13 protein-coding genes and 2 pseudogenes are annotated in these 14,131 nt (G+C 57.9%); 12 read left to right on the top strand and 3 right to left on the bottom strand.

Annotated elements, in window-relative coordinates:
* Positions 1-116 (bottom strand): annotated as a pseudogene (locus BMZ23_RS14875) (electron transfer flavoprotein subunit beta/FixA family protein); the annotation flags it as partial.
* Between the two features lie 366 nt (positions 117-482).
* Here BMZ23_RS14875 and BMZ23_RS14300 point away from each other — a divergent pair.
* Entirely contained in the window at positions 483-2,147 is a 1,665-nt protein-coding gene (locus BMZ23_RS14300; protein ID WP_093478912.1) for an electron transfer flavoprotein-ubiquinone oxidoreductase, read from the top strand.
* Between the two features lie 71 nt (positions 2,148-2,218).
* On the opposite strand, the gene BMZ23_RS14295 is transcribed toward BMZ23_RS14300, so the two are convergent.
* Complete coding sequence (locus BMZ23_RS14295) at positions 2,219-2,836, bottom strand: alpha/beta family hydrolase (protein WP_093478909.1); 618 nt, start codon at positions 2,834-2,836, stop codon at positions 2,219-2,221.
* Positions 2,837-3,178: 342 nt separating this feature from the next.
* On the opposite strand from BMZ23_RS14295, the gene ccoN reads away from it, so the two are divergent.
* From ccoN to fnr, 11 genes and pseudogenes are all read left to right on the top strand, one after another.
* Positions 3,179-4,606: a cytochrome-c oxidase, cbb3-type subunit I gene (gene ccoN, locus BMZ23_RS14290; protein ID WP_093478906.1), complete on the top strand. Its 1,428-nt coding sequence runs from the start codon at positions 3,179-3,181 to the stop codon at positions 4,604-4,606.
* Between the two features lie 11 nt (positions 4,607-4,617).
* Positions 4,618-5,229, top strand: coding sequence for a cytochrome-c oxidase, cbb3-type subunit II (gene ccoO, locus BMZ23_RS14285; protein ID WP_093478903.1), 612 nt, complete (start codon positions 4,618-4,620; stop codon positions 5,227-5,229).
* Positions 5,230-5,234: 5 nt separating this feature from the next.
* On the top strand, positions 5,235-5,420 hold the full coding sequence (locus tag BMZ23_RS14280) for a cbb3-type cytochrome oxidase subunit 3 (protein ID WP_093478900.1): 186 nt from the start codon (positions 5,235-5,237) through the stop codon (positions 5,418-5,420).
* A complete protein-coding gene (gene ccoP / locus BMZ23_RS14275; RefSeq protein ID WP_093478897.1) occupies positions 5,417-6,307 on the top strand; it encodes a cytochrome-c oxidase, cbb3-type subunit III in 891 nt (296 codons plus the stop codon). Before BMZ23_RS14280 ends, ccoP begins: the two co-directional genes overlap by 4 nt.
* 191 nt (positions 6,308-6,498) lie before the next feature.
* Positions 6,499-7,911 (top strand): cytochrome c oxidase accessory protein CcoG, encoded by a 1,413-nt coding sequence (gene ccoG, locus BMZ23_RS14270; protein ID WP_093478894.1) that lies wholly within the window; start codon positions 6,499-6,501, stop codon positions 7,909-7,911.
* A 6-nt stretch (positions 7,912-7,917) separates the two neighbouring features.
* On the top strand, positions 7,918-8,433 hold the full coding sequence (locus BMZ23_RS14265) for a FixH family protein (protein ID WP_093478891.1): 516 nt from the start codon (positions 7,918-7,920) through the stop codon (positions 8,431-8,433).
* Positions 8,434-8,437: 4 nt separating this feature from the next.
* Positions 8,438-10,906, top strand: coding sequence for a heavy metal translocating P-type ATPase (locus tag BMZ23_RS14260; protein ID WP_093478888.1), 2,469 nt, complete (start codon positions 8,438-8,440; stop codon positions 10,904-10,906).
* A complete protein-coding gene (gene ccoS / locus BMZ23_RS14255; RefSeq protein WP_093478885.1) occupies positions 10,903-11,124 on the top strand; it encodes a cbb3-type cytochrome oxidase assembly protein CcoS in 222 nt (73 codons plus the stop codon). The genes BMZ23_RS14260 and ccoS overlap by 4 nt, the downstream gene beginning before the upstream one ends.
* A complete protein-coding gene (locus BMZ23_RS14250) occupies positions 11,121-11,900 on the top strand; it encodes a sulfite exporter TauE/SafE family protein (RefSeq protein ID WP_093478882.1) in 780 nt (259 codons plus the stop codon). Before ccoS ends, BMZ23_RS14250 begins: the two co-directional genes overlap by 4 nt.
* Positions 11,901-12,002: 102 nt before the next feature.
* Positions 12,003-13,106: a radical SAM protein gene (locus BMZ23_RS14245; RefSeq protein ID WP_093478879.1), complete on the top strand. Its 1,104-nt coding sequence runs from the start codon at positions 12,003-12,005 to the stop codon at positions 13,104-13,106.
* 86 nt (positions 13,107-13,192) lie between these two features.
* Positions 13,193-13,786 (top strand): annotated as a pseudogene (gene fnr, locus BMZ23_RS14240) (fumarate/nitrate reduction transcriptional regulator Fnr); the annotation flags it as partial.
* Between the two features lie 143 nt (positions 13,787-13,929).
* On the opposite strand, the gene BMZ23_RS14235 reads toward fnr, so the two are convergent.
* A partial coding sequence (locus BMZ23_RS14235; protein WP_177197299.1) for a transposase occupies positions 13,930-14,131 on the bottom strand: 202 nt, incomplete at its 5' end.

Raw genomic sequence — 14,131 nt, 5'->3', positions numbered from 1 at the left:
CAGAAGGGGTTCATGGACATCTTGACGTTGGCGAGATCGACACCGCTGTTGTCCGCCTTGACGCGAACCTTGACGTTGTAGTCAACCACGCGCTTGACCGCTACCAGTACTTTCATGGTGGCCTCATGCTGTTGCTGTTTGAATGGAGTGCTGAAAGGTGGTAAATGTGACCAAGATCAAAAAAACGTTCACAAAGCGACTTTTTTCAGCTATTTCGCTCTCGTATCTTGCCGGCATGTTGTCTGCGGGTCAATATCGCCGCCAGTCTCAGTGGAGGTGGTTGAAAGGTTGTCTGGGTAATGATTGCCTGTTGCATTCGGTAAAGAGTCCAGCCTTGACTCTGGCCAATGGCGTGCAGGCTGTTATAATCCGCCGATTATCTGCCATGACCTGCTTCCGGAAAAGCTGCGGAAGCACTGCGACAACAGAGATTGCGCAGTCCTAGAATACAAATCAGATGGGCCTTGAGTAGGAGATAGATTGTGGAACGCGAATTCATGGAGTTTGACGTAGTCATCGTGGGCGCCGGTCCGTCCGGGCTGTCCGCCGCTTGCCGCATCAAGCAGCAGGCTGCTGAAGCCGGTCAGGAAATCAGCGTTTGCGTGGTGGAGAAAGGCTCCGAGGTAGGTGCCCACATTCTTTCCGGCGCGGTATTCGAGCCGCGTGCCCTCGAGGAACTGTTCCCCAACTGGAAGGAACTGGAAGCTCCGCTGCACACGCCGGTGCTTCGTGATGATATCTATGTGCTGACCAGCGAGGAAAAGGCCTCGAAGATTCCCGACTTCTTTGTGCCGAAAACCATGCACAACGAAGGCAACTACATTATCTCCCTGGGCAATCTGTGCCGCTGGCTGGCCCAGCAGGCCGAGAACCTCGGCGTCGAGATCTACCCCGGCTTTGCCGCCCAGGAAGCACTGATCGACGAGAACGGTGTGGTGCGTGGCATCCTCACCGGCGACCTCGGTGTCGACCGTGAAGGCAATCCGAAGGATGGCTTCTACACCCCCGGCATGGAACTGCGTGCCAAGTACACCCTGTTCGCCGAAGGTTGCCGTGGCCACATCGGCAAGCAACTGATCAAGAAATACAACCTGGACAGCGAAGCGGATGCCCAACACTACGGTATCGGCATCAAGGAAATCTGGGACATCGATCCGGCCAAGCACCAGCAAGGTCTGGTGGTGCACACCGCCGGCTGGCCGCTGGACATCATGGGTACCGGCAACACTGGCGGCTCCTTCCTCTATCATCTGGAGAACAACCAGGTGGTAGTGGGCCTGATTATCGACCTGTCCTACAGCAACCCGCACCTGTCGCCGTTCGACGAATTCCAGCGCTACAAGCACCACCCAGTGATCAAGCAGTACCTGGAAGGCGGCAAGCGCGTAGCCTACGGCGCCCGCGCCATCTGCAAGGGCGGCTTCAACTCGCTGCCGAAGATGGTATTCCCCGGCGGCGCACTGATCGGCTGCGATCTGGGCACCCTGAACTTCGCCAAGATCAAGGGCAGCCACACTGCCATGAAATCCGGCATGCTGGCTGCCGACGCAGTTTTCGAAGCGCTCAAGGCTGGCCGTGAAGGTGGCGACGAGCTGACCGGCTATGTTGACGGCTTCAAGGCCAGCTGGCTGTATGACGAGCTGTTCCGCGCGCGCAACTTCGGCCCGGCCATTCACAAGTTTGGCCCGATCCTTGGTGGCGGCGTCAACTGGCTGGACCAGAACCTGTTTGGTGGCAAGATCCCCTTCACCCTACACGACAAAACCCCTGATCATGCTTGCCTGAAGAAGGCTGCCGATGCGCCGAAGATCAGCTATCCAAAGCCGGACGGCGTGATCAGCTTCGACAAGCTGTCCTCGGTGTTCCTGTCGAATACCAACCACGAGGAAGATCAGCCGGTTCACCTGACTCTGAAGGATCCGAATATCCCGCTGGAGAGGAACCTGCCGCTGTATGACGAGCCGGCCCAGCGGTATTGCCCGGCTGGCGTCTACGAGATCGTGCAGAACGATGATGGCAGCAAGCGCTTCCAGATCAACGCGCAGAACTGCGTTCACTGCAAGACCTGCGATATCAAGGATCCGGCCCAGAACATCAACTGGATTGCCCCGGAAGGTACTGGCGGCCCGAACTACCCTAATATGTAACGGCTTGCCGACACTCAAAAACCCCGGCACGTCCGGGGTTTTTTGTTTTTTATCAACACGTTGAAGAGTGTTTACGAGTGTCTACGCATGAATGCCAGTGAGTCCTCGGCAACTGTTTGCAGCAGCCCGGATTGAGTCAATCCGCTTCGCCGGAGTGGCTCAAGATCGTGATTACCGCTCTCAATCCAGCGAATTTCAACCTGCTCCGGCAGAGCGATAGCTGACAATTCTTCTTGGGTGCCAAAAGGATCACGGGTGCCCTGCCAGACCCCCATCGGGCATAGCAGCTCACCCAGATGTGCTGTTCGCCAGTTGTCAGGCTTGCCGGGCGGGTGGAACGGATAGCCGTAGCAGAGTACGCCGCGCACCGGCAGACGGGTAGCCAGAAGGCTGGCGACCCGTCCACCCATCGACTTGCCAGCGATGAAGAGTTGCTCTGGCGGAGTTCCGATAGCCGCGACCTGCCGTTCAAAGCACTCCAGCAGTCGCGGCATGCGATCTGGTGGACGGCGGCGGCCGTCGCGCTGGATGGCTTCCATATAGTCGAAATTGAAACGATGCACGCGCAGGCTGAGGGACTCCAGCCGCTCGCTCAGGGCAAGCATGAAGGGCGATTGCATGCCTGCACCAGCTCCGTGCGCCAAAATCATTTCCAATTCTGTATAATCCCCAAAATCATTGATGAGCATCAATTTCGCCGCGACAAAAATGCAGTATCGACCGCGACATGTTGCCGCAGGGATTTTATCCCTTTAGGGGCGCCTTGTCCGGCCTTGCTGTAATACGCGGAACTGCTGGACAGTCTTGCAATATCGCTGAAATACTGGCCTGCAGCCGGTTTTCGGGGTGTTTCCGGCAAAATTGATGAGCATCAGAATGTTTTTTGGCTGGCTGACAAACATCCAGCCAAACCCTTGGCAAAGCCTCTGGAAAGGCAGTTACGTTGACTTGTGTCATTGAAAAGATGGCACCGGTTGCCGATACTTGCCACCGCTTTGACCTCCATCAACCTGCTATCCGTGGAACCTCGCATGAGTACAGCTACCACTCAGACAGCCTATAACTACAAGGTGGTACGCCAGTTCGCCGTCATGACGGTCGTCTGGGGTATCGTTGGCATGGCCATGGGCGTCTTTATTGCTGCCCAGCTGGTCTGGCCGGAATTGAACTTCAACCTGCCCTGGACTACTTACGGCCGACTGCGCCCGCTGCATACCAATGCGGTGATCTTCGCCTTCGGTGGCTGCGCCCTGTTCGCGACCTCCTACTATGTAGTTCAGCGTACTTCCCAGGCACGCCTGTGCTCTGACGGCCTTGCCGCCTTTACCTTCTGGGGCTGGCAAGCCGTTATCGTACTGGCCGCCGTTACCCTGCCGCTGGGTCTGACCTCCTCCAAGGAGTATGCCGAGCTGGAGTGGCCGATCGATATCCTGATCGCCGTGGTCTGGGTCTCCTACGCCATCGTGTTCTTCGGCACCATCATGAAGCGCAAGATGAAGCATATCTACGTAGGTAACTGGTTCTACGGTGCTTTTATTATCACCGTGGCAGTGCTGCATATTGTCAACAACCTGGCAATTCCAGTGAGCCTGACCAAGTCCTACTCCATCTATTCGGGTGCGACCGATGCGATGATTCAGTGGTGGTATGGCCATAACGCGGTAGGTTTCTTCCTGACCGCCGGCTTCCTCGGCATGATGTACTACTTCGTACCCAAGCAGACCGGTCGCCCGATCTACTCGTACCGCCTGTCGATCGTGCACTTCTGGGCTCTTATTGCTATCTATATCTGGGCCGGCCCGCACCACCTGCATTACACCGCCCTGCCCGACTGGGCCCAGTCTCTTGGCATGATCATGTCGCTGATTCTGCTTGCTCCGTCCTGGGGTGGCATGATCAACGGGATGATGACCCTGTCCGGTGCCTGGCACAAACTGCGCACCGATCCGATCCTGCGGTTCCTGGTGGTAGCGCTGGCCTTCTATGGCATGTCGACCTTCGAAGGTCCGATGATGTCGATCAAGACGGTTAACGCCCTCTCCCACTACACCGACTGGACTATTGGTCACGTGCATGCCGGTGCTCTGGGTTGGGTAGCGATGATCTCTATTGGTGCGCTGTACCACATGATTCCGCGCATCTTCGGTCGTGAAGAAATGCACAGCATCGGTCTGATCAACGCGCACTTCTGGCTGGCCACCATCGGCACCGTACTGTACATCGTCTCGATGTGGGTCAACGGCATCCTGCAAGGCCTGTTCTGGCGTGCAGTCAACGTCGATGGCACCCTGACCTACTCGTTTGTCGAGGCGCTGGAAGCCAGCCACCCGGGCTTCGTGGTTCGCCTGATTGGCGGCGCGTTCTTCCTGATCGGCATGTTCCTGATGGCTTATAACGTCTGGCGCACTATTGCCCAGTCCAAGCCTGCAGAAGTTCAAGCTGCCGCCCAGATGGCCTGAGGAGTGACCCGATGAGACAACATGAGATCGTTGAAAAAAACCTGGGCCTGCTGATGGTGCTGATCGTGTTTGCGATCAGCTTCGGTGGCCTGACCCAGATCGTGCCGCTGTTCTTCCAGAAAGAAACCACACAGCCGGTGGAGGGCCTGCGCCCTTACACCGCGCTGGAACTGGAAGGTCGTGACATTTATATCCGTGAAGGTTGCGTGGGCTGTCACTCGCAGATGATTCGCCCGTTCCGCGCTGAGACCGAGCGCTATGGCCACTACTCCGTAGCTGGCGAAAGCGTCTGGGAGCATCCGTTCCTGTGGGGTTCCAAGCGAACCGGTCCGGACCTTGCTCGGGTGGGTAAGCGTTACTCCGATGACTGGCATCGCGCTCACCTGATCAACCCGCGCGACGTGGTGCCTGAGTCCAAAATGCCGGCGTACCCATGGTTGCAAGAGAACGCTCTTGACGGCAAGTACACTGCACGCAAGATGCAGGCCCTGCGTCGTCTGGGCGTACCCTACACCGATGAAGACATCGCCGGTGCGGCTGAAAAGGTCAAGGGTGTAACTGAAATGGACGCCATCATTGCCTACATGCAGCATCTGGGCACTGTGCTGTCGGACCGCCGGTAATCAACATGGATATCAATACTCTCCGTGGGATTTCCACAATCTTCGTCCTGATCGGTTTTATTGGAATCACCTGGTGGGCGTATAGCGCCTACAAGAAAAAAGATTTCGACGAGGCCGCCAATCTGCCTTTCGCAGACGAAGACGATGCGGCACCCCGTGAGCAGCAAGACACCAGGAGTAACGATAAATGAGCAATTTCTGGAGCGGGTACATCATTGTCCTGACCCTGATCACCCTGGGCCTGATCCTGTGGCTGCTGTTGGCCACGCGCAAGGGACAGCGCCCCGGTCATACCGACGAAACTATGGGGCATGCCTTTGACGGCATTGAAGAGTATGACAACCCGCTACCGCGCTGGTGGTTCATGCTGTTCATCGGCACCATGATTTTTGCCGGTATTTACCTGGCACTGTACCCCGGCCTGGGCAAGTGGCAGGGCGTGCTTGGCTGGACCCAGGTAGGCCAGTACGAGCGTGAGGTTGAACGTGCCGAGGCACAGTTTGCACCTATCTTTGCCCGCTACTCTGCCATGTCGGTCGAGGAAGTGGCCAAAGACCCAGAGGCCTTGCGTATTGGCCAGCGTCTGTTTGCCACCAACTGTTCGGTATGCCACGGATCCGACGCACGCGGTGCCTTTGGCTTCCCCAATCTGACCGACAATGACTGGATTTGGGGCGGCTCTACCGAGCAAATTCTGGCCACCCTGCGTCAGGGACGCCAGGCGGTCATGCCGTCTCACGCACATCTGGGCGAAGAAGCCATTCGCAACACAGCAGGGTATGTGCGCCACCTGTCCGGCCTGGAAACTGACGGGGTAGATCTGGATGCAGGCAAGCAGGTATTCCAGACTGTGTGCATGGCTTGTCATGGCATGGAAGGTAAAGGTAACCCGATGCTGGGTGCTCCCAACCTGACCAATGATACTTGGCTGTACGGTTCGAGCATGGTGCAGATTCAGCACACACTGCGAAACGGCCGAAACGGCAATATGCCTGCACAGGCACACTTGGGTGATGACAAGTTGCACATCCTGACCGCCTATGTTTACAGCCTGTCGCAGGATGCGGACGGCCAGTAAGGCGTGACACGCTGTCGCATTGCGCACCTCTGTACAGGGTACTACCCTGAGTATGCAGAGGTGCGTTTTCTTTCCTCTTTCAGTTTTTACAGTTCGTGCCCGGAGCGTTGATTCACCACTCTGCCTCCCGGAGTAGTGAATGAGCCCTCCTCCGCGTTGAGTCAACCTTCAAACAGGGTGAGAACACCGTCATGAGCGACAAGATTCCGGTCAAGAACCTACCTGGCGATAAGGACGCAAGCTTTGACTTGTATGCCAAACGCAAGGATATCCAGGTCCGTTATTATCAGGGGCTTTTCAAGAATCTGCGTGTGGCCGGAGTTGCCATACTCTTTTTGCTGTATTTTGGTGTCGCCTGGATCGATTGGGACGGGCGACAAGCTGTACTCTGGGATCTGCCGGCACGGCAATTCCATATATTCAGTGCGACTTTCCAGCCACAGGATTTTTTCCTCCTGTCATTCTTGTTGATCATCTGCGCCTTCGGTCTGTTCTTCATTACCGTATTTGCCGGCCGTGTCTGGTGCGGTTATGCCTGCCCACAAACCGTTTGGACTTTCCTTTATATGTGGGCCGAACGCATCACCGAGGGTGAACGCAACGCCAGGGTCAAGTTGAACAAGGCAGCATGGACAGGCAACAAACTGCTGCGCAAGGCGGCCAAGCACACGATCTGGATAAGTATCGGACTGCTTACCGGTATTACCTTCGTTGGCTACTTCACACCCATTCGCGGACTGATGGTCGAGCTGGTCACCTTCAGCGCAAATGGCTGGGCGGTGTTCTGGATTTTCTTTTTCACCGTTGCCACCTACCTGAATGCCGGCTTATTGCGCGAGCAGGTGTGCATTTATATGTGTCCTTACGCACGCTTCCAGAGCGTAATGTTTGACCGTGACACATTGATCGTTTCCTACGATGCCAAACGTGGTGATCCGCGTGGCTCGCGGCGCAAGGATGCCGACCCGAAAACCAATGGGTTGGGCGACTGCATTGACTGCAATATCTGTGTGCAGGTATGCCCTACCGGCATCGATATCCGTGATGGCCTTCAATACGAATGCATTGGTTGTGCAGCATGCGTGGATGCCTGTGATGAAGTCATGGACAAGATGAATTATCCGCGCGGGCTGATTCGTTACACCACGGAAAACAATCTTGAGGGCGGCAAGACGCATATTCTGCGACCACGCCTCCTCGGATATGGTCTGGCGTTGCTGGTGATGGTGGGGTTCTTCGTGGTGTCGCTGAGCAACCTGGCTCAGGTCGGGCTTGATGTGCAGCGTGACCGCAACGTTTTGTTTCGGGAAGTGCGCGGAGGCAATATCGAGAATGTGTATATTGTGCGCATCCACAACAAAACCCGTGAAACGCAGCGCTTCAATCTGAGTGTTGAGGGTCACCCGCAAATGTCCCTGCATGCCCCTGCCGGCGAGTTGGCTGTTGATCCCAACAGTCTGCTTCAGGTGCCGGTCAACGTGCAGCTGGACCCTGGATACCTGGAAAGCACCAACATGACCATCACCTTCAGGATTGAAGGCCAGGACAACATTGAACTGAGCGCCAGTGCCGAAAGTCGTTTCATGGGGCCGAGAGTAAGGTAATTATCGATGCAAGACGTTGAAGTCATACCACCGTGGTACCGGCAGTTTTGGCCCTGGTTCATCATCAGTATCCTGGTGTTTGCCGTGGTCATAGGGCTGGGCTTGTTGTTCATCGCACTGGCCAACCAGGACAGCATGGTGCGTGACAATTACTACAAGGAAGGCCGAGCGATCAACATGCATCTGGGGCGTGACCATAGGGCACGTGATCTTGGGCTGCAGGCGAACTTCAGTATCGACACCCTGACCGGTGAGGTCAGCCTGACGCTGGATGGTCAGTTGGAATCCATGCCGCAGAATCTGCGTCTTGATCTGATTTCGCCGACCCATGCCGATCGCGACATGCAGGTTGATTTGTATCAGGTCAGCGACAACCTGTATGCCGGTCAGCTGGAACGCAGTCTGACCGGCCGTGTGTATGTCGATCTCAGCGATCCGCAACTTCCCGGTGAAAACGGCTGGCGTCTGACTGACGAGTTGCAGATTGCCGCCGATCAGCAATACCGGCTGATGTCCAACTGACTCAATGAGCCAACCACTTCCCTGCTACCACTGTGGAGAGCCGGTTCCTTCCGGCTCGTCGTGGCAGGTTCGCATTCTCGATGCCGAACGATCGATGTGCTGTCCTGGCTGCCAAGCAGTGGCCGAAGCCATTGTCGCCGGCGGTCTGGAGTCCTACTACCGGTATCGCAGTGAAAACGCCAGCAATCCCGAGGCACTGCCCAGTGTGTTGCGGGAGGAGCTGGAGTTACTCGATCGGCAGGATGTGCAGCAGCGGTTTGTCAGCAGCGAGGGTGATTGCCAGTCCACCGAGCTGCTGATTGAGGGCATCAGCTGCGCCGCCTGTGGCTGGCTGATCGAAAAACGCCTGGCGCAGCTGCCCGGTGTCGAACAGGCCAGTCTGAATCTCAGTACCAACCGTCTCAGTCTCACGTGGCAGGCAGGCGCACAAAAGCTCTCGGCGCTGCTGGCCGAACTGCGGCGCATCGGTTACGTCGCGCATCCCTGGGAAGAAGACCGGGCGATGCGCCAGATGGCCGAGGAAAATCGTTTGACCCTGCGCCGCCTGGGATTGGCTGGCCTGATGTTCATGCAGGTGATGATGGCCACCATGGTGCTGTCGCCGGAGTTCAATCAGGACCTCAGCGAAGAAATGGCGATACTGCTGCGCTGGGTCAGCCTGATCATGACTACCCCGGTGGTGCTCTACTGCTGCCCGCCGTTTTTTATCGGCGCCTGGCGTGATCTGCGCAACCGCCGCCTGAGCATGGATGTGTCTGTGTCACTGGCGATTGGCGGGGCCTGGCTGGCCGGCATCTGGGCTACGGTGACCAATACCGGTGAGGTGTATTTCGATTCGGTCACCATGTTTGCTTTTTTCCTGCTGGCCGGGCGTTATCTGGAGCGCCGGGCGCGACAACGCACGGTAGAAAGCAGTGCCAGCCTGGTCAAGCTGCTGCCGGCCAGCGCAGTACGCTTTACCGACGATGGCAGTCAGCAACGGATTCTGCTCAGTGAGGTGGTCGTCGGCGACCTGCTCAGCGTCAAACCCGGCGAAAGCATCCCGGCTGATGCCGAGATCGTCAGCGGCGTCAGCAGTATTGATGAGTCGGCCCTGTCGGGCGAGTACCTTCCGGTGCCACGCCAGCCCGGTGAGCGGGTTACTGCCGGCACCCTTAACGTAGAGGGGCCACTGCAGATCAGGGTGGTTGCAATTGGTGATCAGACCCGGTTGTCGGCGATTGTGCGACTGTTGGAACGCGCCCAGTCCGACAAGCCGCGACTGGCAAAACTGGCCGACCAGGTTGCCCAGTATTTCCTGATGGCCGTGTTGCTTTCAGCAGTGGCTATAGGTGGCACCTGGTGGTGGTTGGCCAACGGTGAAACCGCCTTCTGGATAGTCCTGGCGATGCTGGTGGCTACCTGTCCCTGTGCGCTGTCACTGGCCACTCCGACTGCATTGACTACTGCCACCGGCAGCCTGCAGCGCATGGGTCTGCTGATCACCCGCGGTCATGTGCTGGAAGGCCTTAATCGTATTGATACGGTAATTCTGGACAAGACCGGCACCCTGACCGAGGGGCGCATGACGCTGGAGCGCATAGTGCCGCTACGCGATTGCAGCGCGGAGCAGGCCCTGCAGCTGGCGGCACGGCTCGAGGCACACTCGGAGCACCCGATTGCGCGTGCCTTTGGTCGCAATGCCCAGCCAGCGGAACAGGTGCGCAGCCATCCGGGGCTGGGGCTTGAGGGGGCTTGTGACGGGCGTCTGCTACGGATCGGCAAGCCCGGGTTCGTCATGCAGGCCAGCGGTCTGCCTGTGCCAGTCCAGCCCGATGAGAGCGGTCAGTGGTTGCTGCTCGGTGACCAGCACGGTGCGCTGGCCTGGTTTGCCCTGAATGACCGCCTGCGCAGCGATGCCCATGAGCTGGTGGCCGGACTCAAGGCACGCGGCTTGCGCGTCATGCTGCTATCCGGCGACCAACAACCGGTGGTGGATCGCATGGCCGCCGAACTGGGTATTGCCGAGGCGATAGGCAACGCCACCCCGGATGCCAAGCTGGCACGGGTGCAGGTTCTGCAACAACAGGGTGCACGGGTGCTGATGCTGGGAGACGGGGTGAATGACGTGCCGGTGTTGGCTAGCGCCGACATCTCGATTGCCATGGGCGCCGCTTCTGACCTGGCCAAGACCAGTGCCGATGGCGTTTTGCTTGGAAGCCAGTTGCGGGTGCTGGTGGATGCCCTTGAAGCCGCCCGTCGTACCCGTCGCATCATTATCCAGAATCTGCTGTGGGCCAGTGGCTACAATGTTGCGATTCTGCCGCTCTGTGCGCTGGGTCTGGTCACCCCAGCCTGGGCCGCTGCCGGTATGTCTGCCAGTTCACTGCTGGTGGTGCTGAATGCTCTGCGTCTGCTGCGTCTGCCAGCAGTAGGCAGGGCCAAATCCAAAGCCACACCGGCCGTTGCCGGCCTCGGGGGGACTGGCGCATGACAGTGCTCTACATTCTGGTGCCGATTGCCGTGATTCTGGTAATCATCGCCATCTGGGTATTTGTCTGGGCGGTGAACAACGGCCAATACGATGATCTGGATGGCCCTGCCCACAGCATTCTGTTTGACGACGACGATCCGGCACACATTGCCGCCCGTGGCGAGCCGGAAGCAGATGATGAGTCATCCAACAACCATACGGATACCGATCAGCCATGACCCTTGAGTTGCTGCCCCTGTTGTTGACCGCCCTTGCCCTTGGCCTGCTCGGCGGTGGTCATTGTATTGGTATGTGCGGTGGTCTGATGGGCGCCATGACGCTGGCAATACCTGAGCACCAGCGTCGCGGCTGGACCTTGTGGAAGGTACTGCTGGGTTACAATCTGGGACGTATTCTCAGTTATGCAGCCGCAGGGGCATTGCTCGGCAGTCTGGGCTGGCTGGCCCAGGATATGGGGCTGGGCAAGGTGTTACGGGTAATTGCCGGCTTGTTGATGATTGCCATGGGACTGTATCTGGCCAACTGGTGGTCCGGCTTGACCCGTCTGGAATCTCTGGGACGTTATATATGGCGCTACCTCGAACCACACGCCCGCGCCCTGCTCCCGGTCAGTACCGCGCCGCGTGCACTGGCATTGGGTCTGCTGTGGGGCTGGCTGCCTTGCGGGCTTGTTTACAGCACGCTGGTCTGGGCCAGCGCCCAGGGCAATGCCGCGCACTCGGCCCTGCTGATGCTGTTCTTTGGATTGGGAACGTTGCCTGCGTTGCTGGCCACCGGATTGATGGCGCAACGCATGCTGTCCCTGCTGCGCAAACGTGCGGTGCGAACCAGTGCAGCGATTCTGGTGATTCTGTTCGGTATCTGGACCATTCCCGGGCCACATCATGCGCTGATCATGGGGCACGACCACCAGCATGGTGAGCATTCGCCGATACAGCCTACACATACTGATGAGCATTCCGCGGATCACGGCCAGCATGCCGGGCATCATTGATGTCCGCAGGTTTTGACGGACACTTGATGCAGGTCAAAGGGTGTCCTGTGCCGGCTGTTTAAAATCCGCACAGATCCACCCACTTTATCTGCGAGATACCTGATGCCGGTCTGTGGTCCTGACATTGAGCCTGAAACTGCCCGCAACCCGGCCTTGCAGCTGATTGCCGGGCGGCTGTCTCCGGATCAGTCCCGCGCAGACCTCCTGGCCATCCATCGCGCCCTGCGTGACAGCCGCCAACACAAACGGGGCCTGTCGCTGAATCTCTACATCCCCTTTTGTGCCAACCTTTGCTATTACTGCGAGCGCTGCCGGGTAATCACCAAAGACCGGAGTCAGGGAGACCGTTACCTGGAATTACTTGAGCAGGAAATCCGGATTCTGAGCCGTCACCTCGACCCGGGCCAGCGGGTAGAACAGATATATCTGGGCGGCGGCACCCCTACCTTTCTCAGTCATGCTGCCTTGCGCCGTCTGATGGACACCCTGCAAAAGCACTTCAACCTTCTGCCGGGTGAAATTGGCGACTACTGTGTCGAGATTGACCCGCGTGAAGCGGATTGGGCTACCCTGGGGCTTCTTCGCGAGATCGGGTTCAACCGCATCAGCATCGGCTTGCAGGCGCTCGATCCGGCAGTGCAGCAGGCGCTGAACCGCCTGCAAAGCCACGAGCAGCTGCAAAATACCGTAGATGCAGCACGCGCCTTGCGCTTCCATGCGATCAATATCGACATAATGATCGGGCTGCCGAAACAGCGTCCCGAGGGGTTTGCAACCACGGTTGAAACCCTGCTGCAATGGTTGCCAGAGCGCCTTTCGGTCAGCTTCTACCAGCATCGGCCCGAACAATTCAGCAATCAGCGCCGGATCAACCCTGAGGATCTGCCCTCTGCGGAATGCTGTCAGCGCATGTTCGACGATCTTCAGTGCGCGCTCACTCGTGCCGGCTATCACCAGATTGGTGAGCAGGCCTTCGCGCGCCCCGATGATCCTTTGGCGATGGCTGAAGAGGATGGTGTGCTGACGCGCAACATACGAGGGCTGACCACTCACGGACATTGCGACCTGTTGGGTTTGGGCGTGTGTGCCAGCAGCCAGATTGGTCCTACCGCCTGGCGTAATCACCAGCAACTGTTTTCTTACCAGCAAACGGTAGGTCACGGGGAGTTACCGGCACACAATATGCTCCGTGGTCCCGGGCTCTGACAATTTGTCGCAGATCAATTTGCAGGATGGCCTTGCTGGCGCGCTTCGGGTAACCTTGAGCGTTGTACAGGCATGGAAGAATTGCAATGTCCGGATCTATCAAAACCCGCTTGCTTGATGAGTCGCACTGCCGTGATTGCAGTCTGGCCGCTATGTGCCTGCCCTTGTCGTTGCACGATGAGGACATGGACAGGCTCGACGATATTGTCAAGCGCGGGCGCCCGCTGAAAAAGGGTGAAACCCTGTTCCGTCAGGGCGACGCCTTCCAGTCGTTGTATGCAGTTCGTTCGGGTGCGATCAAGACCTACAGCCTGTCGGATTCTGGCGAGGAGCAGATCACCGGGTTTCATCTTGCCAGTGAGCTGATCGGTTTGTCGGCCATGGACGGCGAGCGTTATCCGGTGACTGCCGTTGCGCTGGAAACCACCTCGGTTTGCGAGATACCCTTCGACTGCCTGGATGAGCTGGCTGCCATCATGCCGCAACTGCGCAAGCAGCTGATGCGCCTGATGAGTCGTGAGATTCGCGATGATCAGCAGATGATGCTGTTGCTGTCGAAAAAGACCGCAGACGAGCGAATTGCCACCATGCTGATCAACCTGTCGGCGCGCTACAAGGCGCGGGGTTATTCTGCCAAGGTGTTTCGTCTTTCAATGTCGCGCAGCGAGGTTGGCAACTATCAGCCTGTTGAAATTCGCCGCGATGATTACGCCCACTGCTTCTGGCAGCAGCGGTCGCGCTCGTTTACTTCCCGTTTAGGGCGCCAATCGATGGAAATAGCCCGATTTGGCGTGCTCCAGGCGCACCTTCCCCGTCAACGCGCTCATGCCATTGAGCCTGTAGCCAGCAGCTTCGGCAGGCGCACCAGGTTGCTTGCCGCCATGGCCAGCTGGAACAGCGCGTCGACACGCTCAAGTCCGCGTTGCTTCACCTGGCGCAGCCCGGCCGCCGCCTTGAGCCAGCCGAAGTGGGTTTCGATCCAGGCGCGAATCTTCAGGCTCAGACCATAGCCGGCGTGGCGCGTG

The sequence above is a fragment of the Halopseudomonas yangmingensis genome (genome assembly GCF_900114825.1).
Classification (GTDB): domain Bacteria; phylum Pseudomonadota; class Gammaproteobacteria; order Pseudomonadales; family Pseudomonadaceae; genus Halopseudomonas; species Halopseudomonas yangmingensis.
This window is presented reverse-complemented; position numbering and strand designations above follow the sequence as displayed.